Here is a 21,609-nt window from a genome sequence, read left to right as displayed (position 1 = left end):
ACAACCATTGAATTACAAAGAGGATCGTCGTTACCAAGCTCCGCGAAGTGCTGTAGTTCTTATGAACCGGGTGTACAAATACATATTGCCTGAAGTAAGGACGGAATTAGACAAGTGGCGTGAAACCGCTAAGTTGATTCCTGATCCTGAGCTAAGAAAACAAGCGCTCGCAAGCATAGCAACTAAACAGTTCCACTGTGAAGGCGGGGCTGTTTACGCGGCAGTGAATTTGCCAGGTCGACATATTCTCATTCCTTTAATTGTTGCCTACCAGACAATTAGCGATTATTTAGACAATTTGTGTGATCGAAGCACGTCGATGGATGGCGATGATTTTCGGTTGCTCCATCAATCGATGCTAGATGCAGTCGATCCTTCTGCAGAGCTGGTGAACTATTATGCTTTGCATCAAGAGCAGAATGACGGCGGATATTTGCATGCATTAGTTACAACTTGTCAGACATATATCCGGCAATTGCCCAGCTATCCTTCTGTGCTGCCTTATATTCAGGATTTGGTGAAGCTTTACACAGATTTGCAGGTGTACAAGCATATTCGTCCTGAACTTAGGGAACCAGCACTGCTCAAATGGTGGACTATTCATAAGCATAGAACGCCTCATTTACAGTGGAACGAATTTGCAGCTGCAACAGGCTCTACACTTGGTGTATTTATGCTGTTTTTAGCTGCGAGTCAACCTCGCTTGCATGACGATGAAGCATCACAAATTTATGCTGCTTATTTTCCGCATATTTGCAGCCTGCATATTATGTTGGATTACTTAATTGATCAAGACGAGGATCGAATTGGCGGTGACTTGAATTTCTGTAACTACTATGACAACAGCCAAATGATGTTAGACCGAATCGCCAAAATTGTAGAATGGGCGAGAAAGGATGCTACAACTATACCTGCTTCATCATTTCATCGTATGATCATCGAAGGACTCTTGGCATTATACTTATCCGATCCGAAAGTAAGCGAGCAGCAAGAAGTTCGCGCCGTTTCCAAACGTCTGATGAAGAAGAGTCCAATGACGCGTTTGTTCTTTTTTGTGAACAGTCGCTGGATTCGTAAACATATGTATGAGAAATAAGAGGAGGAGTACATCATGTCAGCAGTTAAGAAAATTGCAGTATTAACTAGCGGCGGTGATTCTCAAGGTATGAATGCAGCTGTGCGTGCCGTAGTAAGGAGCGGGTTATATTTTGGCTTAGAGGTTTTTGGAATTCAGCGCGGGTATCATGGACTCATTCACGATGATATTTTTCCAATGGACCTCCGAAGTGTAGGAGATATCATTCAGCGTGGCGGTACGATACTCCAGTCAGCCAGGTGTATGGAATTTATGAGAGCAGAAGGTCAGCAAAAGGCTGCGGAAATTTTACGAGAACGAGGAATTGACGGTCTTGTCGTGATTGGCGGTGACGGTTCATATCAAGGAGCTAATAAATTAAACAAGCTTGGTATTCGAACGATGGGACTGCCGGGTACGATCGACAATGATATTCCATATACAGACTTTACGATCGGATTTGATACGGCCGTAAATGTTGTCGTCGACGCGGTGAACAAATTACGCGATACGATGTCATCTCATGAGCGTTCTTCGATTGTTGAGGTCATGGGCCGTTACTGCGGTGATATCGCTCTGCATGCTGGGCTCGCCTCTGGTGCTGAAACCATCCTCGTACCGGAAGTAACATACAATATGCAGGAAGTAGCAGATCGAATGCGTAACAATTTTGAAAAAGGGAAGAGACACTCCATTCTCTTAGTGGCTGAAGGGGTTGGACGCGGAGAAGACATTGGGAAATTGATCCATGAGCTCTGTCCAGACTATGAACCAAGAGTTACAGTTCTCGGCCATATTCAGCGCGGAGGAGCGCCAACACCATTTGATCGCAATCTCGCTAGTCGTCTCGGCGACTTTGCAGTACGCAAACTGATCGAAGGTGAGTCTGGCAAAGCGTGCGGGCTTGTGAAAGGAGAATTAGTACTCACCGATTTCGATATAGTCGTGAATACGAAAAAAGAATTCAATATGGAAATGTATGAATTGGCACAACGCTTATCTCAGTAGGAGGATTGCAAATGTTATTATACCGTATTGAAGTGGACACAGATAAAGGATTCCTAACGTTGATCGTCGCTGCTGAAACAGATGAACAAGCGTTTAGCAGTGTTGAGGAACACGTAGAGCGTCATTTCTTAAGCGTCCCGCAGTTAAAGGAAATTAGTATTGTGGAGAAGAAACGACTGAATCCTGGCTCAGGTTACCTCATTGAAACAAAGAACTCATAAATTCATTTCATAAACAGAAAAGGCCGTCCCATAGCGAATGGGAACGGCCTTTTCATTTGCGGAAACAATAACTCAGCTCTCAAGCACAACTTTGCGCTGCACGATGACAAGTCTTCGGAGCAGAAGTACAGCTCCAACGGCAAGTCCAGTAATTAGACCGATCCAATAACCGTAAGCGCCCCAATAAGTATAATTACCCAGGTAATACCCTGTCGGCAGTCCGATAATCCAGTAGGAGATTAACGTAATGATAAATGCTGGATTTACGTCTTTATAGCCTCGAAGCACGCCCTGAGTCGGGGTTGCAATCGCATCGGACAACTGAAAGAAAATGGCGTACAGGAGAAAATGCTGCGTGAGCTCAATGACACGATTTTCTGTTGAATAGAGAGCAGCCACTTGATGCTTGAACAGAAGAAGGAACACCGCCGTCAATATCGACATGCAGACAGCCGTACTAATGCCGATAATACTGTATTGTTTAGCATCTTTAAGCCGCTTAGCTCCTGTTTCGTAGCCTACCAAGATCGTTAATGACAAACAGATGCTTAGCGGAATCATATACAAAGTGGTTGCGAAGTTCATCGCTGCTTGGTGAGATGCGATGGTAATTGTATCGAACCGACTCATAAGCAGTGTAACAGCTGCGAAAATCGTTGTTTCGAAGAACGTCGCAAAGCCAATGGGGACACCAATTTTCAAGAGCTCTTTCCATTTGGTTAGAGAGATTCTGTACCATTTGCGGAATACTCCATATCCAGCAAATGGCTGCAAACGATGGACGCATAGGGTGGCGATTGTGAAGATGCACCAGTACGTAAAGGCTGATGCCATTCCTGCGCCTATTCCTCCAAACCTAGGAAAGCCAAGCTTCCCGTAGATCAAAACATAATTAGCCGCTACATTGAGCGGCAATGATATTAATGTAATTCGCATCGATATTCTCGTTTGTCCTAGAGCATCGATAAAGCTTCGCAGTACGGTGTAACCAAACAGCGGAATAACTCCCGCTGCAAGTGAAACGAGAAAATAGAAGGCGACATGATGTACATAACTCTCTAATTTCATCCCTGCCAGCACGGGGGAAAGCAGAAATCCCCCTATGAGCAGAACAACAACTGATACAACGAATGACAGCATTAATGCCTGCATCACATTAAACGCAACTTTGTCACGTTTACCAGCTCCGACCAGCTGAGATACAATTGGTGATATGCCCATCAAAATGCCGTTGAGACCGCTTTGCATCGGTACCCATAAGCTAGAACCAATGGCTACGCCAGCTAAATCTTCAGCGCTCGATCTGCCTGACATGTACGTATCGAAGAACAACATCGCTGACATGGTGATCTGTGTAATTAATATTGGAATAAGTATGATGAAAAATTGCTTAAACTTTTGCTTTATAGAAAATGTTTCTTTCATGGTACAGCAGAGGTCCCTTCTAAATTGACGATCTTATTATTTGTAATCAACACCTGGTGTGTAACGATTGTTGGCATTCCATAAAAGGTATTCGTCAACGTTCATTTCATTGAGAGCGCGTATCTGTTCTTCAACTTCTTGTTTACCATATTTAATATAGTGCCCTTTTCCGAGCCAGCTTGCAGTAAAATCCTGTATCCATGGACGAATAATAGGTTTCTCATTACTGATCGTACTTAGTTTTTTATGTGTATCCTCTAAGGACCCTTTAATCGTTTGATAAGGAGCTTTATCTGGGTCTTTCGCACCAAACCAGCCGGTTGTGTAATGACTTGGATAGATCATAGGAGAAATGACATCTACATTTTTGGAAATTTTCACAAAATCTTGGCCAATGCCTTCAGCAGCAGGTACGGATGCAGCATAGCCAAAAATGTCTACTGAGACACGTACTCCAAGCGGAGCTAATTGTGTGCGGGCATACTGTACAAAATCGGAAACAACTTGAACACGAGTTTCATTGTTCTTGGTATAAGTTAAAGAATTTGCTCTTTTCTCGAAGCCTTCAGGAAAACGAACGTAGTCAAACTGGATTTCTTTGAATCCGAGTTTTGCCGCTTCCTTGGCTATTTCGACGTTGTAATCCCATACTTCTTTGTTATATGGATTTACAAACGCATCTCCTTTACCGTTCGTCCATATTTTGCCGTCTTTTTGAACGAAGGAGAGCTTAGGATTTTTTTTGGCGAGCACGGTGTCTTTGAATACAACAATTCTGGCGATGGGATAAATGTTATGTTTCTTGAGACGAAGCATTAATTGATCCATGTCAGATATGAAATTTTGTGGATTGCCAAGCTTGTTCAGCTTCTCATTTGTTGTCTTATACGTTATGTATCCTGCGTCATCTTTTATATCGATAACCATTGCATTCAATTCCGTCTTGTCTACCAAATCAATCAATTGATTCATGCGAGAACCCCCGGCGCTGTATGCGGTAGCATAAATGCCTTTTACTTTGGGGGCATCAACTTTTGCGGATGGATTGGATACGCTTGCCTCCTTGACTTGCCCTTGACCAGATTGAATGACGATCGCACTCACAGAAGATTGCACAATTTTTGAAAAATTGCTGTCCTCTGGTGCAGTTGCATGATTCCCCGAACTTCCGATTGCCATAAGTAGTAGTGCCCATAAGATGTTCATTGTCGGTCCTCTCTCCCTTGAAGTTATCTCCTCTCAATTATATCGGATGAACACAGTGACGAAAATTAAATCTTTGTAACCATTTACATTTTTTTGACGAAAAAACAAACATGCCGCTTATCTTCTCAAAGCTAAGATAAGCGGCATGTTCTACATGCTTAATGCAAAAGATCTGAATTTTGATGCTCAAGAATACTGTATTGAATAATCTCCATTGCATCTTCCGGTTCCAAGATGGACATTCCGTCTCGGAGTACAATGACGGAATTGAGTTCCTTTTGTTTTAAGAAAGGAATCATATCAGGGAACCACTTCATGACAATCTCTGACAGTTTTACTGTTTCCATTTCCACAACAATCACCCTTTCCAACTTGGAATCATTCATGTAAAGAATCATTCTAAAGTCTTTGGAAAAGCAAGAACCTGTGTAAAAAGGGGGAAAGCGGAAGCTTAGAAATTCATGAATCGAGAAGGCAGCAAGGCATATTAATATTATACCATGATGCAATCATTTTTACCTTTGCAAACTTCTCTTTGTAAGCGAAAACAATTAAAAAAATTATTCCAAATATTCAATTTTTACGAAATGATCCCATTACACCTACTGTCTCCACAATATTCACAAACGCTTTAGGATCGGTTTCTTTAATGATACGTTGCAGTTCTGCTAGTTCATAACGAGTTGTCACAGTCATTAGCATATCCTTTTCAACGTGAGAATAAGCACCTTCCGTTTTAATTTTTGTGACACCGCGGTGCAGAGTAAGCAGCCTTTTTAAAAGTTCTTCTGTTTGGTTCGTAATAATATATACCGTGACTTTTATGTGGCTGATATGTATGAAATCAACAACTTTACCGCCTACATAAATAGAAGCCATGGAAGCGAGCGCTGAGTTCCAGTCTTTCTCAAGATAACCCATAGCTAGAATGACAAGTCCATTGATGGCAACGAGTACACTGCCAACTGGGAAATCACGGGAATGTGAAATGATAGAACCGAGTATATCAAATCCGCCGGACGAACCGCCAACGCGAAAAGAAATGCCGCTGCCGAGACCCACAAGGACTCCCCCAAATATTGCAGAGAGTAGTGAATCGTCTGTAGCTGGCCAAACTGGGATCATAGCAATCATCCAAGTTGTTAAAATTACGGAAAGAATGCTTAGCGATACAAAGCGTCTACCGAGCTTGAACCAGCCGGCAACTAGCAGCGGAATATTAAATACGAAATACATCACGCTTATGTCTAAAGATGTGAAGTATCCGACAATCATGGATAATCCTGATACGCCCCCGCTCAGTAAATGATGCGGCACTAGAAATAAGTTGAAGCCGACGGCAATAGAGACTGCGCCTACGAAAATAACAAAGTAAGTCCAAATCATTTTAAACAAAATATTTCACCTCAATATGTATTATACCAAAAGGTGATTCACTGGTATTCACCAATTGGTTTGTGATATAATGTTAAGGATATTCTTGAGTAGGGATCTTCCACCTGAAGATAGAAGCTTCAATGTGGATGTAATAATTTTGTACAACCCAGGGGTAGATTCCCCCGGCTAAACCTTATGAAATGTAACAATACCGTGCAACGATAGTTGTATGATGGGACAGCCTATAAATGTTTACCGCTACTTAAGAATACAGATAAGACCAGTGGATTGTCCACCATATAGAAGGAGTTTGAAAAATTTGAAAACTTTCGCAGAATTTGGCTTGGAGCCTAAAGTGCTTCAAGCAATTACAGAACTTGGCTTTGAAGAGGCAACACCGATTCAAGCTCAGTCGATTCCAATTGCGCTATCAGGCAGTGATATGATCGGCCAAGCGCAAACAGGAACAGGAAAGACGGCAGCGTTCGGTATTCCTCTAATTAGCAAAATCTCTAAAGAAGAAGATCGAATTGTCGCACTCATCATGACCCCAACTCGGGAACTTGCGATTCAAGTAGCAGATGAAATTGAAAAACTTTCGCGTTTTAAAGGTATTCGCACATTGCCGATTTATGGCGGCCAAGATATCGTTCGCCAAATTCGCGCTCTGAAGAAAAAACCACAAGTGATTATCGGTACGCCTGGACGGCTTCTAGATCATATTAATCGCAAAACGATTAAACTTGACGATGTCAAAATGGTTGTATTGGACGAAGCGGATGAAATGCTAGACATGGGATTCATGGACGACATCCAAGCTATTTTACAGTTGGTTCCTAAAGATCGTCAAACGATGCTTTTCTCCGCGACGATGCCGCCGAACATTCAAAAACTTGCGCAGCAGTTTCTTAACAATCCTCAGCATGTATCTGTGATTCCGAAACAGGTTAGTGCTCCACTTATTGAACAAGCTTATATCGAAGTACATGAACGTCAAAAATTTGATGCACTTACTCGTTTACTTGATATGGAATCACCTGAGCTTGCTATTGTGTTCGGCAGAACGAAACGCCGTGTTGATGAGCTGTCTGAAGCGCTTCAGAAGAGAGGATACTCAGCGGACGGTCTTCATGGCGACCTGTCACAAAATCAGCGCGATACAGTGATGCGTAAGTTCCGTGATGGAAGCATCGACGTATTGGTTGCTACAGACGTAGCTGCTCGCGGTTTGGACGTGTCTGGTGTAACTCATGTTATTAACTTTGACCTTCCTCAAGATCCTGAGAGCTATGTTCATCGTATTGGACGTACTGGTCGTGCTGGTAAAGAAGGTAAAGCATGGTCGTTCGTAACGCCTCGTGAAATTGAACACCTTCATTTCATTGAAAAAGTTACGCGCCATCGCATTCCTCGTAAACCACTTCCAACCATTGCGGAAGCAATTGAAGGTAAACAACGTTTAATGGCAGAGCGTCTGCTTGAAATTGTTCAGCAAGGCGAAATCAATGAATATAAAGGAATTGCGATTCATCTTTTGGAAGAGTATGATTCCGTACAATTGCTCTCTGCGGCGATGAAATTACTGACTGGCAATAAGAATGATAACACTCAAATCGAGCTTACTCCTGAAGAGCCTATTCGTGTGAAACGCCGCAAACCGGATATTCGTTCGAGCGGTCGTAAACCATCTGGCGGCTATGGCGGCAGAGGCAATGGCTCCGGTTTTTATAATCGACAAGGCCGTGATGGCGGAGATCGACGCGGAGGAGGTTACCGCGGAAATAAAGACGGCAGTCGCAGCTCTGAACGCGAATACTCTCGCGGAGATCGCAAGCCGCGTTCGGATTTCGACAATAATCGTCGTCCAGCATCCAAAAAAGAAGAAGCATCTTTTGAAAAATAATGTTTCATAAATAGCAAGAAGACGAAGTGGGTCGCACTTCGTCTTCTTTGCTTAATTGAGGAGAACAACCTATTCGTTATCTTGGTACTTCGAGTGAATGCATTACCACACGAAAGTACGTGTAATAATGACTAACAAAATGAACAATACCAGTATTGTACCAGTAGACGTCCAGAGTCCTCCTCCGTAACCGTAACCGTAATGCATTGTTGTAACCTCCTTTAACAAGTCAAATCATTTGAAATTACGTTATATACTATGGCGTTCGTTGTTTTAAAGATTAAACCATGACCTACTCTATAAAAATTGGGCGTGGAACTGTGCTCTCTATTTAGGCTAAAATAGATAGTAGAATAAATGTTCACTAAGGGGGCGTCTTATCATTGGAATTTAAAGGAGCAATGGGCGGGCTTTACAGAATATCAGAATGGATTATGAGAATCGTGGGCGGCAATTTTCTGTGGCTCATATGCTCATCTCCATTTTTATTTTTTCTGATCATGAAATTGTTATTGATGCAAAATCCAGAAATGACGAACGAGTCCTTATCGATGAACTGGGCGATGGGGATTATTGCACCATTTGTATTATTCCCTGCAACTGGGGGGCTTTTCTCCTTAGTTCGTAAATGGGTAATGGGTGAGTCGGATGTTCCTATCATTAAGACATATTTCCTAGGATATAAAGAAAATTACAAACAAAGCCTTGTTGGCGGTGTTTTCTATACGCTGCTCTTTTTTGTGATTTATATTGACTATACGGTCTATATGACCAAATTTGACAATTTGCAATTTGTAGGCATTGTTATGCTGCTCATGCTGCTGCTATTAGCACTTTCATTGTTTAATTTCTTCTCTATGCTCGTCCATTACCATATGGGTGTATTTCAAATGATTAAAAATGCGATTCTCGTGACACTCATCAGACCTGTTCGGGCGATCATGACACTTGCTGGAACTGCTGCAATTATCTTTATTGGATTTAAATATACATTCATTCTTGTGCTATGTGCCAGCTGTCTAATCGCTTGGTGGGCATTCTTTAATTTTTATGCTGTATATTTGAAAATGCAGCATCAGCTCGAGCAAGCCAAGCAAAATGAAGAGATGCAGAGCACGCAAAATGGTGAATAATGGATGAGTCTATAACCGTCTTAAACGTTTACTTTTAACATAGAAAAGGCTATAATAACAATACATCCTGCAATGTACGTCACGGTTCTTCGTTGTTTTGAACCAATGATGATGTCTAGGGAGATCAACATAGAAACGCAGCTGGAAAGCCCTATCTATATGATGCGGGGACTTCAAAAACGGTTCTGAGATCACCCACCTGCTGTAGCAGGTTCAGAGACAATGTAACTGGACGGCATAAGCGGGTATAATTACATAATGAGTCAACACCATGTGATATCGACATTTGTCGGTAAGCATGGTGTTTTTGTTTTCATTCCCCTTTTGTTTCAGCAGTAACAATGATAAACTAAAGAGTAGAGATAAAGCGGAATGAAAAGGGGGAAGCGGCTTGTCGCTCAAAAGAATTTTCGTCGGACTCGCACGCAGTCAAGAAGGAACAAGCGACCGTGCAAAAGATCCGAAATTGAAAACGCATTATTATAACCTGTCTAAAGATAAGATTTGGGAAGAAGTAACTTCCACTTTGAAGAAAATTCCGGGCTATAAGGTGCTGCATGAAGTGAAAAGTGTAGGTGAAATTACACTTGAGAAGCGAACAGCGTTCGGTCGGACGATGGATATTACAGTATCAATTATCTCGGTAACTCCTGTAAGAAGCTCAGTTGATATTTATTCAGCTTCCCGCGGATCATTGGGCGATCTTGGCTCGAATTATCGGACAATTGTTCAGTTATATGCTGCATTAGATAAGAAACTGGCGAGCTATAGAATCGTAGAATGAAATGAAGAAAAGCGAGGAAGGTTTTCCTTCACTCGCTTTTATTTTTCGAATATTACAGCAGCTCTTTAACGGCAGCCAGTGCTTTTTCGTAATCTGGGTGCTCAGTCATTTCACGCAAATATTGTACGTAATGAATTTTGTTGTTCTCGTCGAGCACGAAGATAGCACGCATGTCGAGCTTGAGTTCTTTAATAAGGACGCCGTAAGCTTCGCCGAATGAATTGTTCTTGTAGTCCGATAATGTAATGACGCGGTCTACACCGGCAGCTCCGCACCAGCGTTCTTGGGCAAATGGAGTATCTACACTTACGGTGAGAATGACGACTTTATCGCCTAGACTGTCAGCTTCTTCGTTAAAACGACGGGTCTGAGCGTCGCATACACCTGTATCAAGTGAAGGAACTACACTAATTAATTTAATTTTGCCCTCGAAATCTTTGAGGGATACTTCTTCAAATAAGCTTTTATTAAGTGTAAAATCGGGTGCAGTATCACCTGCTTTGAGTTCTGGTCCGATTAGTGTAAGCGGGTTGCCTTTAATCGTAGCTACACCTGTACGTTCTTGCGCCATATGTAATCTCCTCCTTAATTGAAAATGGTTTGGTGTTCATTTCCAAAATTAATTATAATCCTTTTAAAAGAGCAAAGGAAGGTTGTCATGATATTTATTCGTTATGAAAATGGTAAAGGCTACGTCAGAGCATATCCAATAACGACGTTGATTCTACTTGCCAATATCATTATGTTCATCGTGCTTATGTTTAACGGCGGATCTATGAATGATGAAACGCTTATTCGGTTTGGAGCTTTGACGAATGTCGGTCCGTATGCGAGTGAGTGGTGGAGATATGTATCGTCGCTGTTTTTACATCATGGATTTGATCATTTGTTATTTAACTGCTTCGCCTTACTAGTATTTGCCCCTCCGCTTGAGCGGCTACTAGGCTCCTTTAAATATGTGCTTCTCTACTTGCTAAGCGGACTATTAGGCAATATCGTTTCGATAGCACAGTTTAACCATCTTGGAGAGCCTACATACACTGTAGGTGCTTCAGGTGCGATCTATGGTGTTTATGGTGCCTTTTTATATATTGCTTTCTTCCAAAGAGGAATGATGGACGAAGCATCGCGTAAAACGTTGTATACATTGCTTATCATCGGTATCGTATACTCTTTCGTTGCTTCGAATATTAATTTGATGGCTCATTTGGGTGGTCTGATCGGCGGCTTTTTCATTTATGGCCTGCTGATTCGTATCAAAAAACCAAAGAAAATCCGTTGATAAAGCGGTAAACCGCGTGATACATTTAAGTTATACCATGAATAGAAAAAATTGTTCAGCAATGTGCAGAATGGAGCGATCAGTTAGGTGGAACTGAGACAGTTACAGTATTTTGTGAAAGTGGCTAACAAAGAGCATGTGACACAGGCGGCTGAAGAACTGCATGTGGCTCAGTCGGCGGTAAGCCGGCAAATCCATCAACTTGAAGAGGAAATTGGCGTGAGTCTGTTTATGCAGAAAGGCAGAAATTTGCAGTTAACGCCAGTTGGACAGATGTTTTGTAAACGTATTGAAAATATTCTAAAAGATATTGATAAAGCTGTATTAGAAGTTCATGAATTTCTTGACCCTGAGAAGGGAGAAATTCGCATTGGATTTCCGCATAGTTTAGGCATTCATTTAATTCCTTCAATTGTAGCAGAATTTCGGAAGAAGTATCCGAATGTAAGGTTTCGTTTCAAACAGGGAATGTACCCTTCCTTGATTCGAGATGTCATTTCAGCAGAAGTGGATTTAGCGTTTGTGTCACCTTTTCCCGAGAAAAATGACCAAGTGGCAGGAGAGGTTGTGCTGACAGAGGAATTGTTCGCCATTCTTCCTCCTAATCACCCTTTAGCAAATGAAGAAAGTATTCGATTAGAGCAGCTTAAGGACGACAAGTTTGTCATGTTCAGCAGTGGATATTCACTCAGACCCATTGTATGGCAAGCTTGTTTGGAAGCGGGCTTCACACCGAAAATCGCTTTTGAAGGGGAAGAGACTGATGCGATCAGAGGTCTGGTTGCTGCTGGTATGGGAGTGAGTCTATTGCCAGAGATAGCGCTCTTTCAGACGAATCCGCTTCAGCCAGCTCGTGTACGAATTTCTGAACCGCGCATTACGAGAACAATAGGTCTTATCCATCGTGCAGATGATAAGTTGCCGCAGGTCGCTCAATCGTTCCGTACATTTTTGCTTGAATATTTCGGATTAGATAGAAATACCCCAGTCGGTTCTTGACCGAACTGGGGTATTTGTTATTTAACCTTATTCGTCGCGGCTGCTGCCTGTGAATATTAAGATGTATCGAATCAGCTCGAGTATCGAGATTAGCGCTGCAGCCACATAAGTGAGTGCTGCGGCATTTAGCACCTTCGCTACTCCTCGCTCTTCTTCATTCGTAATATATCCTTCAGAAACCATAACTTCGCGTGCTCGGTTGCTGGCGTTAAATTCCACTGGCAATGTAACGACTTGGAAAGCAACGGCAGCGGAGAAGAAAATAATGCCGAGACCAATTAAATTTAATGAGCTGAACAAGAAACCGGCAAGAAGCAGGAATGGCGCAATTCCGGAAGCGAAATTAACAACCGGGAACATCCGGTGACGAAGCACTAACATTGGATAAGCTTCCTTATGTTGAATCGCGTGACCCACTTCGTGGCATGCAACTGAAATCGCTGAAATTGAGCTTTCGTAGTATACAGGCTCAGATAGGCGAACAACACGGTGAATAGGATCGTAATGGTCGGTCAATGCTCCAGGAACAGGTTCAATCGCGACATCATAAAGTCCGTTCGCATCAAGCATATGCCGTGCAGCGTCATAGCCTGTCATTCCACTGTAATTCCGAACCTCGGACCAACGTCTAAATGTACCTTGTACTCTAAACTGTGCCCAGAGGGAGAAGATGAAAGCAATAATAATGAGTAAGTACATTCCGCTAAAATACATATTCATACCTCCAAAATAGACTTCATTTGTTTACATCATTGGCGGACCCTGCTCGAAAAGAATACGAATAGCTTCAATACATGCAGCGCTTTGCGGTAAAAGCTTCATAAAAACAAGCTTCGCTTGGCTTGGTTTCATATTGCCTACAATAGAACCAATTTCTTTGAACTCGCGCTCTAACTGCTGCATTTGAATTTCGAGTGATGTAAGTCTGTCAGACAAAACGGCTTCATCAGTAACTTGGGTCCAGCTATCCAGCTTACTTTTGATCTCTTCCAATGTATATTTCTCGTGCTTCAATTGATTAATACGTTGTAATCGAAGCAGAGTTTCATGACTATATAATCGGTAATTTTTCTGGGAGCGTTTTTCGGGCTGGATGAGACCAAGCTTTGTGTAATAATCAATGGTCCGCTCGCTTATATTGGCTGCTTTAGCCAACTCTCCTATACGATAAAGCTTCATATTCCCAATTGAATCACCTCGTTATTCTATATAAATATGATACATGAATTAGAACCATACAGTCAAACGTCATGCTTTTGAAAATGTAAATCAATGTAAGGTTATGTAACGCACATTGATTCAAAAAATATATTTTTATAAAATTTTCTGAAAATACTCTTGTAAAAATTTTGCTAACACGCGTATAATGACATTAATAATTTCGAATTATGTTAGAAAACATTACATTAATGAATGGAGAGTGGGGAAAATGAGTAAAAGAATGTTGGGTATTCTCTCAACCATAGTTGCTGTAACAGCATTTCCTGTCAGTGCATTTGCTGATGATGGCGGAGCTGCAAATTCGGTATTAACAGTAGGGTTAGATACGTTATTTGCGTTTTTGGCCGCATTGCTCGTATTTTTTATGCAAGCTGGATTCGCATTGCTCGAAGCTGGCTCAGTCCGTATGAAAAATGCGGGTCATGTCGCAGGGAAGACAGTGTTAACTTTAGGAATCGCGGTTCTCGCGTTTTGGGCTTTAGGCTTTGGGCTCGCGTTCGGCAATGGTAATGGATTTTTTGGAACGACTGGATTTTTTCTAAGCGGTGAAGGGGATGCAAAGGCTTTTGATTCACTCGCATTTTCAGATGTAGCTCTTACAGTTAAGTTTTTGTTCCAACTCTCATTCGCTGCCGTTTCACTGGCTATAGCTTGCGGCGGTATGGCGGAAAGAGCGAAACTTAGCGTGTATATCATTTTCGGTACATTATTTATGATCTTTATTTATCCGGTGGTAGCACACTGGGTATGGGGCGGTGGATGGCTAGGTAGCCTTGGAATGCAAGATTACGCTGGATCTGCGGTTGTGCATTTAACGGGTGCAACTGCGGCGCTTGCAGCTACGTTGTTGTTGAAACCACGCCTTGGTAAATACAATAAAGATGGGAAGCCAAACAGCATCCCTGGACATAACCAAGTATTATCTGTACTTGGCGTAATCATCATTTGGATCGGTTGGTTTGGATTTAACCCAGGCAGTGCTTTAACGCCTCTAAATGATAGTTTCTTTGGTTTCGTGGCACTAAATACGAACATTGCGGCTGCAGCAGGTGCTGTAGCGGCACTGATTACCTCCTGGGTTATATTCGGTAAAGCAGATATTCCGAGCATGCTAAACGGTACGCTAGCCGCTTTTGTAGCGATTACAGGCGCTTGTGCTTTCGTTGATCCTTGGGCGGCAGTGGTGATCGGCGCAGTTGCAGGGTTAATTACATTTTTCACTGCTGTGTGGTTTGAACGTGCAGGGCTTGATGATCCCGTATATGCGTTCTCAGTCCATGGTATTGCTGGTATGTGGGGCGCTGTTTCAACTGGACTTTTCGGGTCGCCGGCGTTGGTAGAGAAGACGGGAGTTGGTAAGGCAGGTCTTTTCTATGGCGGCGGTTTTGAACAATTGGGTGTTCAAGTTCTTGGTCTGGTCGGCGTATTTGTGTTCGTGTTTGCTGCATCCTTTATTATTTTGGGTGCGATGAAATTGACGATCGGCATCCGTGTAACAGAAGAGGAAGAGATGATCGGGCTGGATCTTAGTGAGCATGGAACGTACGGTTATCCGGAGCAAATGAAAATGATTGCTGATACGGAAGATCATAAATCTAAGATGTCTTCATAACTTGAAAAAAGGGGAGAAGCGATATGGCCTCCGTGAACGAAATGCACGGGAATCTACCCTTTCAAATGATTTCAGAAGCGCATTCTCGGAGTACACTTAGAGCACGGCGAATTCAATTTCAAAGCTTGCTGCAGCAAGCTCTGTCTGAATGGATGACCCAGGACTGGATGAGCGCAGTGAACGAGATGCATGACAGAATCGTGAAGCAAGCCGTTATTATATGCGAACAAGAGATGATTGAGTCGGGCTATGGACCACCTCCGGTATCTTACGCATTTGTCGCATTCGGCAGCGGCGGCAGGTGCGAGCAGACGCTATGGAGCGATCAAGATAATGGAATCATTATTAGTGATGCAGAACACCCTGAAAAAGAGCGCTATTTTCGATTGTTTGGACAAAGGTTGTCCGATTTGCTGGAATTTGTAGGTTATCCTAAATGCCGCGGTAAAGTGATGTGTTCTGAGCCTCTGTGGTGTAAGACTTTAACGCATTGGAAGCAGCAACTTATATCTTGGCAGAGTGATTATAGCTGGGAATCGGTTCGCTATGTTACGATTGCTTCGGATTTACGCTATCTTGCAGGTGATATTGAACTTTCGAAGGCGTGGTTGCGCTCTTTCTATGAAGGATTTGAAGGAAATGTTGATCTTGTATCTGCAGTTCTGCGCAATACAGTGAAGCATAAAGCGACTTTAAATATTTTAGGGCAGGTGGTCGCGGAACGCTTTGGCAATCATGCAGGTGATTTTGATGTGAAGTACGGTGTATATATTCCGCTAGTCAACATCGTAAGATACTTGGCGTTGTTTCATGGAGTAATGGAAACGTCGACACTGCATAGGGTGAGACATTTAATGAGTCTGGAAGCAGAGCCGCATCCGCTGCTCAGTTCGATTGAAAGAGCGTTTATTCATGCGCTGCGATTTCGGGCGAGTACACCGTACACCGTTGAAGAAGAACTGTTTGTAAGCAGTGATTATTTGCCTCAGGACGAGTGGAAGAAAAAACCGACATTTGATGAATTGCGAGACAGCCTGCTCGTTGTAAGGCGCGTTCATCGATCACTGCAGAGGCGGCTTCGCTTTGCGGAAGGGAGACGAACATGAAAGAACCGGTGCGGGGGAATAACAGCTTCTGGAGTGCGCTTCGCAGTGGAGGGATGTCATCTGCTATCGCATCCATGAGAGGAACACCAACCGCACAACAGATTGCGTTTATGCGTTCCTTATCCAAGGAGCAGAGGAAGCCAGAGACACTCCACATTCCACTTACAGAACTTGAAATCATTGTGTTCGACTTAGAGACGACAGGGTTTCTTTATCAGCATGGTGATGAAATATTATCGTTTGGTGCGGTGAAAGTGATCGGCGATACGATAATTGAGGAGGACTCATTCTATAGTTTAGTGAATGTAAGCGGGACGATTTCGCCTGCGATTACGGAACTAACAGGAATAACAGCCGATATGGCGGCAGAAGCACCGCCTCTCATGGATGTGCTTCATCAGTTTATGTCCTTCGTCGGCAGCCGCGTCATGCTCGCTCATGCGAGCAGTCATGACAAAGCGTTCCTCAATACAGCGCTGTGGAAAACGTCTAAACTTCATTTCAGCCATCGAGTGATCGATACGGTGATGATTGCAAGATGGCTCGAGCCTGCTCGAAGCAGTTACGGTCTTGATGAGCTGCTTGTAGATCGGGGGATTCCCATTACGATAAGGCATCATGCATTAGAAGATGCGAAGATGACCGCACAGCTATGGATTTCTTATCTGAGTCAAATAAGGCAGCGCCAGGTGGTCACTTTAGGGGATCTATACGCTTATTTAAGTCGTTCTTAAAGCGACTTGCTTTAATTGATAAGTTGAAGAATGATCTCTAGTGATGAGATAACTATTGAGTTCAATCTTAGAAAGTTGAGGTAACGGCCTTCCCAGCAAGTATATTTTAAATAAACTGCCAAACCCCTGAAGTTGTTCATAATCGGCTGCAGAAGGTTCTGGCATTGTTGCTGGATGTGAGTGAAATAGCCCGACCATATTAGGATGAAAGCAGAGGGGAATAAATTGTCCTGGATCCAGGACAAAAGAGTGCAGCGGGTTAGGCGCTACGTTACGGATTGGAATGAACTGATCGATTCGTATGCCGCCCGCTGCGGCAGTACCCAGCATTACCCCGCAGGCTTCATTTGGTAAGGCAGTGAGCACTGTTGTTATGATTTGTTCATACACAGAGCTAGTCATGGACACCGCATTGATCTCATCAAATGAATGTTCTGTCATTCGTCGTTACCCCTCTCACTAGCCCGCTTGCGTGCATTTGCATGCAGTGGGCGTTTTTTTGCTCATGTCGACTCTATCCTATCACAATTTCAACAATTTCTTTACAAAGCGATGGGAGGCTGTTAGTTCGGGTGAAATCAGGGTACAATAATAGGAGTTGGGTTCAATCTACTCGAAAAGGAAGAGCGTGATGAAACGTAATTTATATATTCTGCTTGCAGCACTTGTCCTTGTAGGGGTTGCTTTATTTCAAAATGTCGGTCCAGGATTCGCGGCGGTGTTCCAAAGTGAATCTTCCAAAGAACTGCCTGCTGAAACGGGACCGAAAGCAGGTCTTCTAGCACCGCCCTTCTCATTGCAAGGATTAGACGGCAATACATATAAAGTGGGCGGACAGCAAGATAAGGCGATCATGATTAATTTCTGGGCATCTTGGTGTGATCCTTGTAAGGAAGAGGCTCCTGATCTTAATCGTTTGGCACAAAAATATAAAGATGACCTAGTCATTTATGGTGTCAATGTAACGAAGTTTGACAAGGTAGAGAATGCGAAACAATTTGTGAACCATTTTAATTTGACCTACCCAGTTATGTTCGATAAGGAAGGGAAAGTGAATGAAGCTTACAAAGGTGTGGCCTTTCCTACAAATGTGCTAGTCGACAAGCATGGTGTCATTCAAGAAGTTATTTTGGGCATACTGCCTCCAGATCAATTAGAAAGCAAAATCAAAAAACTCATTAAATAATGAAAACTCGGATTCCATTATATCTGGAAATCCGAGTTTTTATTAGTATGCTATATAACCTAATTTAGCTTAAAGGTTAATGATGCCCTGATGCTCTTGCACATCTGGAGCGAAATCGCTTTTCTTTTTGCCGATGAGCGCATAGCGCATACTGTCTACGAGAGCTTCCCAGCTCGCTTCGATCACATTGCCTGACACGCCGACCGTATTCCATGAATTTTGATAATTTTGAGATTCGATGAGTACGCGAACTTTAGCGGCTGCCGCATCTTTCTCATCGAGTACGCGAACTTTATAGTCAGACAGATGCATTTCTTTAATATTCGGAAAATATTGAATTAATGCTTTACGCAGAGCATTATCGAGAGCGTTGACCGGCCCGTTGCCTTCAGCTGCTGTATAAACGCTGTTCCCGTCTACATTAATTTTAACGAACGCTTCGGATACAGATGGCTGACCAGCGGATTTTTCCACAAGAATTTTAAATGATTCAAAATTGAACAGCTCTTTCATTTCGCCATTTGCTTCGCGAATGAGCAGTTCAAGAGAACCGTCAGCGCCTTCGAATTGATAACCTTGGTGCTCTAGGTCTTTAATTTTTTGAATGACTTCTTTCGTGCGCGGATGGTCAGGATCAAACTCAATCCCTAATTCATTGGCTTTAGAGACGATATTGCTTTGTCCAGCAAGTTCTGATACAAGCACTCGCTGCTTATTGCCAACAAGCTCTGGAACGATATGCTCATATGTGCGAGAATCGCGAAGGATAGCAGAGACGTGTATACCGCCTTTGTGAGCAAAAGCTGCATTCCCAACGTAAGGCTGATTCACAGGCATATGCACGTTTGCGACTTCACTAATGTAACGTGCTGTATTCGTCAGCTGCTGCATTTGTTCTTCGTCGATACAATCATAGCCAAGTTTAATTTGCAGGTTAGGAATAATGGAACATAGATTAGCGTTGCCGCAACGTTCACCGTAACCGTTCATCGTCCCTTGAACTTGACGTGCTCCAGCTTGAACTGCACTTAATGTATTAGCGACGGCAAGCTCGCAATCATTATGCGTATGAATACCCAAATTTGCTGCCCCAAGTTGATGTGTTAAAGTCGAAACAATGGAATGTATCTCGTGAGGCATGGTGCCTCCGTTGGTGTCGCACATGACAAGCCAGTCTGCACCTGCTTCTTCTGCTTTCTTCAACACTGCGACCGCGTAGTCTGGGTTATTTTTATAGCCGTCAAAAAAGTGCTCGGCATCAAAAATAACTTCCAGACCTTTATGTTTCAAATAAGCGATTGAATCATAAATCATTGCCAAATTTTCTTCTAGTGATGTTTGTAGTGCAGTGTGCACATGGAAATCCCATGATTTGCCAACGAGTGTTGCTGCCTGTACGCCTGCGTTAATCATCTGATTCAAATTGGAATCATGTTCAGCTATGCTGTCCTTACGGCGGGTGCTGCCAAATGCGACGATTTTAGCTTGAAGTCTGAGGTCTTTTACCCGTTTGAAAAATTCGATGTCTTTGCCATTACTGCCAGGTATACCGCCTTCTATATACTGAACACCAAGTTGGTCCAATTTTTTGGCGATTTTGAGTTTATCATCCGCAGACAAGCTTATCCCTTCGCCTTGCGTGCCGTCGCGTAAGGTGGTGTCGAAGATGGAAATGGCGTTTGACATGGGAAGTCCTCCTTTGGAATCATAAGCAAAATGTGGGTTTTGTATAATTTAATTCATTATTATAGCATTTGTTGTCCCGATTGGAACCAAAGATTTGAAATTTTTTATGTTCATTTTCGTTGTTTTGTTTTACTTGGATGAAATTGACCTGCATCGGGAAGAAAGGTATGCTGAATAATAAAAAATGTAATAATGAAGAGGGAGTTCACCGGTGAGAAATGTCGACAAATACTATCCAGTTAACGGCCGGGTTGTACTGCATGTCGATATGAATGCATTTTATTGTTCTGTTCATGCGGCCGAACAGCCTGAATTGTACCGAGGCAAGCCGACTGCGGTAGCAGGCAGCATCGAGCTTCGGAAAGGTATTATTGTAACTTGCTCGTATGAAGCTAGGAAATTAGGCATTTCGACGGGCATGCATGTAAATCAAGCGATGAAGCGTTGTCCTGAACTAATCGTTATTCAGCCGAATTTTTATTTATACCGGAAATATTCATCCGCTTTCATGAAAATTGCGTATGAGTATACACCGCTGCTTGAGGCAACATCGATCGATGAATGCTACTTGGATATTACAGGCTCGAAGCAGTTTGGAACACCGCTTGAAATTGCATCCGCGATACAAAGACGTATTTTAGAACAATTGTCCTTGCCTTGTTCGATTGGAATTGCCCCGAATAAACTGCTGGCGAAAATGGGTTCTGATATGAAAAAGCCGAGTGGCATTACGATACTTAGAATTCGTGATGTTCCTAATTTACTTTGGAACAAACCATGTTCTGAATTATTCGGCATAGGCAGTAAAACTGCACAAAAGCTTAAGAAATTAAATATTTATACAATAGGTCAGCTGGCTGCTGCAGATGAAAAAAAGCTTACTGAAATGTTTGGCGTAACAGGTGTATGGATGAAGCAGGCAGCAAATGGGATTGATCATTCGCCTGTCTCCCCTGAACGCGAACAAAGTAAATCAATAGGCCATACAACGACTTTGCCTCATGATATTAGCGATGAACAAGATGTGCATCGGGTCTTTTTAAATTTGGCGGATCAAGTGACAAGAAGATTGCGGCGTCAGAAGCTAATGGCTCAGACGGTACAGATTACGATTCGCACGCCTGACATGCATACTATTACCCGTTCAAGGGCGTTAAACACACCGACCGAATCGACAGATGAAGTGTATCAAGAAGCTTGCAGGCTTTTCCATACGCATTGGACGAATGAGAAGCCGGTTCGGTTGCTCGGCATAACTTTGCAAAATTTGTCACCGAAAGATCAATCGGCGATTCAACTCGATTTATTCGATTATGAGAAGCAGCCTAAGAAAGAAAAGCTGACGAAAACGATGGATCTTCTCCGTGATAAATTTGGTGAGAATGCTGTGCTTACGGCAGGCATGCTGGGTGAGGATCCATCCACACTGCTTCGCAACCATAAAGTTAGAGGCACATCACTCCAGATGGATTTCGTTCGGGAGCGCAAGTATGAAGAGGATTTGCCATAATTTGTACCTTTTCATTTTATAAAGGATTTATATGGAATTTATATAGTATTTATATAGGAATAATTTTGAAAATGATTTGAAAACAATATTTTTTTGTATTAATATTGGAATGTGGTGGAATACTATACACCTTAATTGTAT

At 42.7% G+C, this 21,609-nt stretch carries 23 protein-coding genes and 1 other RNA gene; 14 read left to right on the top strand and 10 right to left on the bottom strand.

The window, feature by feature from the left end; translation table 11 throughout:
• The first annotated feature begins 7 nt into the window (after positions 1–7).
• From J2Z20_RS13120 to J2Z20_RS13110, 3 genes are read left to right on the top strand one after another with little or no spacing between them, the layout of a single operon-like run.
• The gene (locus tag J2Z20_RS13120) at positions 8–1,096 is read left to right on the top strand and encodes a tetraprenyl-beta-curcumene synthase family protein (RefSeq protein WP_209850958.1); all 1,089 of its coding nucleotides are present in this window, start codon (positions 8–10) and stop codon (positions 1,094–1,096) included.
• Between the two features lie 15 nt (positions 1,097–1,111).
• Positions 1,112–2,083 carry a 6-phosphofructokinase gene (gene pfkA, locus J2Z20_RS13115; protein ID WP_209850955.1) on the top strand — a complete coding sequence of 324 codons (972 nt, stop codon included), beginning with the start codon at positions 1,112–1,114 and terminating at the stop codon, positions 2,081–2,083.
• An 11-nt stretch (positions 2,084–2,094) separates the two neighbouring features.
• Entirely contained in the window at positions 2,095–2,304 is a 210-nt protein-coding gene (locus J2Z20_RS13110) for a DUF3906 family protein (protein ID WP_209850951.1), read from the top strand.
• Positions 2,305–2,376: 72 nt separating this feature from the next.
• Here J2Z20_RS13110 and J2Z20_RS13105 read toward each other — a convergent pair whose 3' ends face one another.
• The 4 genes from J2Z20_RS13105 to J2Z20_RS13090 all read right to left on the bottom strand — a co-directional run bounded on the left by J2Z20_RS13105 (position 2,377) and on the right by J2Z20_RS13090 (position 6,321).
• Complete coding sequence (locus J2Z20_RS13105; protein ID WP_209850949.1) at positions 2,377–3,729, bottom strand: MATE family efflux transporter; 1,353 nt, start codon at positions 3,727–3,729, stop codon at positions 2,377–2,379.
• Between the two features lie 36 nt (positions 3,730–3,765).
• Positions 3,766–4,935 (bottom strand): putative glycoside hydrolase, encoded by a 1,170-nt coding sequence (locus tag J2Z20_RS13100; protein ID WP_209850946.1) that lies wholly within the window; start codon positions 4,933–4,935, stop codon positions 3,766–3,768.
• A 158-nt stretch (positions 4,936–5,093) separates the two neighbouring features.
• A complete protein-coding gene (locus tag J2Z20_RS13095; RefSeq protein WP_342454313.1) occupies positions 5,094–5,288 on the bottom strand; it encodes a hypothetical protein in 195 nt (64 codons plus the stop codon).
• A 220-nt stretch (positions 5,289–5,508) separates the two neighbouring features.
• Positions 5,509–6,321 (bottom strand): YitT family protein, encoded by an 813-nt coding sequence (locus J2Z20_RS13090; RefSeq protein WP_209851265.1) that lies wholly within the window; start codon positions 6,319–6,321, stop codon positions 5,509–5,511.
• 310 nt (positions 6,322–6,631) lie between these two features.
• Here J2Z20_RS13090 and cshA point away from each other — a divergent pair, with 310 nt between their 5' ends.
• Entirely contained in the window at positions 6,632–8,215 is a 1,584-nt protein-coding gene (cshA, locus tag J2Z20_RS13085) for a degradosome RNA helicase CshA (RefSeq protein WP_245252340.1), read from the top strand.
• 102 nt (positions 8,216–8,317) lie between these two features.
• Here the strand turns inward: cshA and J2Z20_RS13080 are convergent, their stop codons facing one another.
• Entirely contained in the window at positions 8,318–8,422 is a 105-nt protein-coding gene (locus tag J2Z20_RS13080) for a sporulation protein YjcZ (RefSeq protein WP_209850940.1), read from the bottom strand.
• 176 nt (positions 8,423–8,598) lie between these two features.
• Here J2Z20_RS13080 and J2Z20_RS13075 point away from each other — a divergent pair, with 176 nt between their 5' ends.
• The 3 genes from J2Z20_RS13075 (at position 8,599) to J2Z20_RS13065 (ending at position 10,132) form a co-directional block, all read left to right on the top strand.
• Positions 8,599–9,348, top strand: coding sequence for a YesL family protein (locus tag J2Z20_RS13075; RefSeq protein ID WP_209850938.1), 750 nt, complete (start codon positions 8,599–8,601; stop codon positions 9,346–9,348).
• 61 nt (positions 9,349–9,409) lie between these two features.
• A non-coding RNA gene (gene ssrS / locus J2Z20_RS13070) (6S RNA) lies at positions 9,410–9,600 on the top strand.
• A gap of 139 nt (positions 9,601–9,739) precedes the next feature.
• On the top strand, positions 9,740–10,132 hold the full coding sequence (locus J2Z20_RS13065) for a DUF1499 domain-containing protein (RefSeq protein ID WP_209850936.1): 393 nt from the start codon (positions 9,740–9,742) through the stop codon (positions 10,130–10,132).
• A gap of 52 nt (positions 10,133–10,184) precedes the next feature.
• Here the strand turns inward: J2Z20_RS13065 and tpx are convergent, their stop codons facing one another.
• The gene (tpx, locus tag J2Z20_RS13060; RefSeq protein ID WP_209850933.1) at positions 10,185–10,703 is read right to left on the bottom strand and encodes a thiol peroxidase; all 519 of its coding nucleotides are present in this window, start codon (positions 10,701–10,703) and stop codon (positions 10,185–10,187) included.
• Positions 10,704–10,790: 87 nt separating this feature from the next.
• On the opposite strand from tpx, the gene J2Z20_RS13055 reads away from it, so the two are divergent.
• Positions 10,791–11,414 (top strand): rhomboid family intramembrane serine protease, encoded by a 624-nt coding sequence (locus J2Z20_RS13055; RefSeq protein ID WP_209850930.1) that lies wholly within the window; start codon positions 10,791–10,793, stop codon positions 11,412–11,414.
• Between the two features lie 87 nt (positions 11,415–11,501).
• Positions 11,502–12,413 (top strand): glutamate biosynthesis transcriptional regulator GltC, encoded by a 912-nt coding sequence (gene gltC, locus J2Z20_RS13050; protein ID WP_209850927.1) that lies wholly within the window; start codon positions 11,502–11,504, stop codon positions 12,411–12,413.
• A gap of 27 nt (positions 12,414–12,440) precedes the next feature.
• Here the strand turns inward: gltC and J2Z20_RS13045 are convergent, their stop codons facing one another.
• Together J2Z20_RS13045 and J2Z20_RS13040 are read right to left on the bottom strand one after the other, a co-directional pair.
• Entirely contained in the window at positions 12,441–13,127 is a 687-nt protein-coding gene (locus tag J2Z20_RS13045; protein WP_209850924.1) for a zinc metallopeptidase, read from the bottom strand.
• Positions 13,128–13,157: 30 nt separating this feature from the next.
• A complete protein-coding gene (locus J2Z20_RS13040) occupies positions 13,158–13,592 on the bottom strand; it encodes a MerR family transcriptional regulator (RefSeq protein WP_209850914.1) in 435 nt (144 codons plus the stop codon).
• 250 nt (positions 13,593–13,842) lie between these two features.
• On the opposite strand from J2Z20_RS13040, the gene J2Z20_RS13035 reads away from it, so the two are divergent.
• The 3 genes from J2Z20_RS13035 to J2Z20_RS13025 are packed head-to-tail and all read left to right on the top strand — an operon-like array spanning position 13,843 to position 17,086.
• Complete coding sequence (locus J2Z20_RS13035) at positions 13,843–15,246, top strand: ammonium transporter (protein ID WP_209850912.1); 1,404 nt, start codon at positions 13,843–13,845, stop codon at positions 15,244–15,246.
• 23 nt (positions 15,247–15,269) lie between these two features.
• A complete protein-coding gene (locus J2Z20_RS13030; protein WP_209850910.1) occupies positions 15,270–16,352 on the top strand; it encodes a DUF294 nucleotidyltransferase-like domain-containing protein in 1,083 nt (360 codons plus the stop codon).
• The gene (locus J2Z20_RS13025; protein ID WP_209850908.1) at positions 16,349–17,086 is read left to right on the top strand and encodes an exonuclease domain-containing protein; all 738 of its coding nucleotides are present in this window, start codon (positions 16,349–16,351) and stop codon (positions 17,084–17,086) included. Before J2Z20_RS13030 ends, J2Z20_RS13025 begins: the two co-directional genes overlap by 4 nt.
• Here the strand turns inward: J2Z20_RS13025 and J2Z20_RS13020 are convergent.
• A complete protein-coding gene (locus tag J2Z20_RS13020) occupies positions 17,072–17,527 on the bottom strand; it encodes a M67 family metallopeptidase (protein WP_209850905.1) in 456 nt (151 codons plus the stop codon). The two genes, J2Z20_RS13025 and J2Z20_RS13020, sit on opposite strands and share 15 nt — an antisense overlap.
• 190 nt (positions 17,528–17,717) lie before the next feature.
• On the opposite strand from J2Z20_RS13020, the gene J2Z20_RS13015 reads away from it, so the two are divergent.
• Positions 17,718–18,272 carry a TlpA family protein disulfide reductase gene (locus tag J2Z20_RS13015; protein WP_209850902.1) on the top strand — a complete coding sequence of 185 codons (555 nt, stop codon included), beginning with the start codon at positions 17,718–17,720 and terminating at the stop codon, positions 18,270–18,272.
• A gap of 69 nt (positions 18,273–18,341) precedes the next feature.
• Here the strand turns inward: J2Z20_RS13015 and cimA are convergent, their stop codons facing one another.
• Positions 18,342–19,958: a citramalate synthase gene (gene cimA, locus J2Z20_RS13010; protein ID WP_209850898.1), complete on the bottom strand. Its 1,617-nt coding sequence runs from the start codon at positions 19,956–19,958 to the stop codon at positions 18,342–18,344.
• 211 nt (positions 19,959–20,169) lie between these two features.
• Between cimA and J2Z20_RS13005 the strand changes: the two genes are divergently transcribed.
• Positions 20,170–21,468 carry a DNA polymerase IV gene (locus J2Z20_RS13005; RefSeq protein WP_209850895.1) on the top strand — a complete coding sequence of 433 codons (1,299 nt, stop codon included), beginning with the start codon at positions 20,170–20,172 and terminating at the stop codon, positions 21,466–21,468.
• Positions 21,469–21,609: the final 141 nt, after the last annotated feature.

Origin of the sequence: Paenibacillus sediminis, assembly GCF_017873765.1 — a bacterium.
Taxonomy (GTDB): Bacteria; Bacillota; Bacilli; order Paenibacillales; family Paenibacillaceae; genus Paenibacillus_AG; species Paenibacillus_AG sediminis.
The sequence above is the reverse complement of the archived record's forward strand: the minus strand, read 5'-3'. Positions and strand labels throughout refer to the sequence as shown.

Bases quoted from the DNA above. Each gene is read 5' to 3' on its own strand.
- pfkA (WP_209850955.1), top strand. From the start codon at position 1,112: ATGTCAGCAGTTAAGAAAATTGCAGTATTAACTAGCGGCGGTGATTCT.
- J2Z20_RS13110 (WP_209850951.1), top strand. From the start codon at position 2,095: ATGTTATTATACCGTATTGAAGTGGACACAGATAAAGGATTCCTAACG.
- J2Z20_RS13105 (WP_209850949.1), bottom strand. From the start codon at position 3,729: ATGAAAGAAACATTTTCTATAAAGCAAAAGTTTAAGCAATTTTTCATC.
- J2Z20_RS13100 (WP_209850946.1), bottom strand. From the start codon at position 4,935: ATGAACATCTTATGGGCACTACTACTTATGGCAATCGGAAGTTCGGGG.
- J2Z20_RS13090 (WP_209851265.1), bottom strand. From the start codon at position 6,321: ATGATTTGGACTTACTTTGTTATTTTCGTAGGCGCAGTCTCTATTGCC.
- J2Z20_RS13080 (WP_209850940.1), bottom strand. From the start codon at position 8,422: ATGCATTACGGTTACGGTTACGGAGGAGGACTCTGGACGTCTACTGGT.
- tpx (WP_209850933.1), bottom strand. From the start codon at position 10,703: ATGGCGCAAGAACGTACAGGTGTAGCTACGATTAAAGGCAACCCGCTT.
- J2Z20_RS13055 (WP_209850930.1), top strand. From the start codon at position 10,791: ATGATATTTATTCGTTATGAAAATGGTAAAGGCTACGTCAGAGCATAT.
- J2Z20_RS13045 (WP_209850924.1), bottom strand. From the start codon at position 13,127: ATGTATTTTAGCGGAATGTACTTACTCATTATTATTGCTTTCATCTTC.
- J2Z20_RS13040 (WP_209850914.1), bottom strand. From the start codon at position 13,592: ATGAAGCTTTATCGTATAGGAGAGTTGGCTAAAGCAGCCAATATAAGC.
- J2Z20_RS13035 (WP_209850912.1), top strand. From the start codon at position 13,843: ATGAGTAAAAGAATGTTGGGTATTCTCTCAACCATAGTTGCTGTAACA.
- J2Z20_RS13030 (WP_209850910.1), top strand. From the start codon at position 15,270: ATGGCCTCCGTGAACGAAATGCACGGGAATCTACCCTTTCAAATGATT.
- J2Z20_RS13025 (WP_209850908.1), top strand. From the start codon at position 16,349: ATGAAAGAACCGGTGCGGGGGAATAACAGCTTCTGGAGTGCGCTTCGC.
- J2Z20_RS13020 (WP_209850905.1), bottom strand. From the start codon at position 17,527: ATGACAGAACATTCATTTGATGAGATCAATGCGGTGTCCATGACTAGC.
- J2Z20_RS13015 (WP_209850902.1), top strand. From the start codon at position 17,718: ATGAAACGTAATTTATATATTCTGCTTGCAGCACTTGTCCTTGTAGGG.
- cimA (WP_209850898.1), bottom strand. From the start codon at position 19,958: ATGTCAAACGCCATTTCCATCTTCGACACCACCTTACGCGACGGCACG.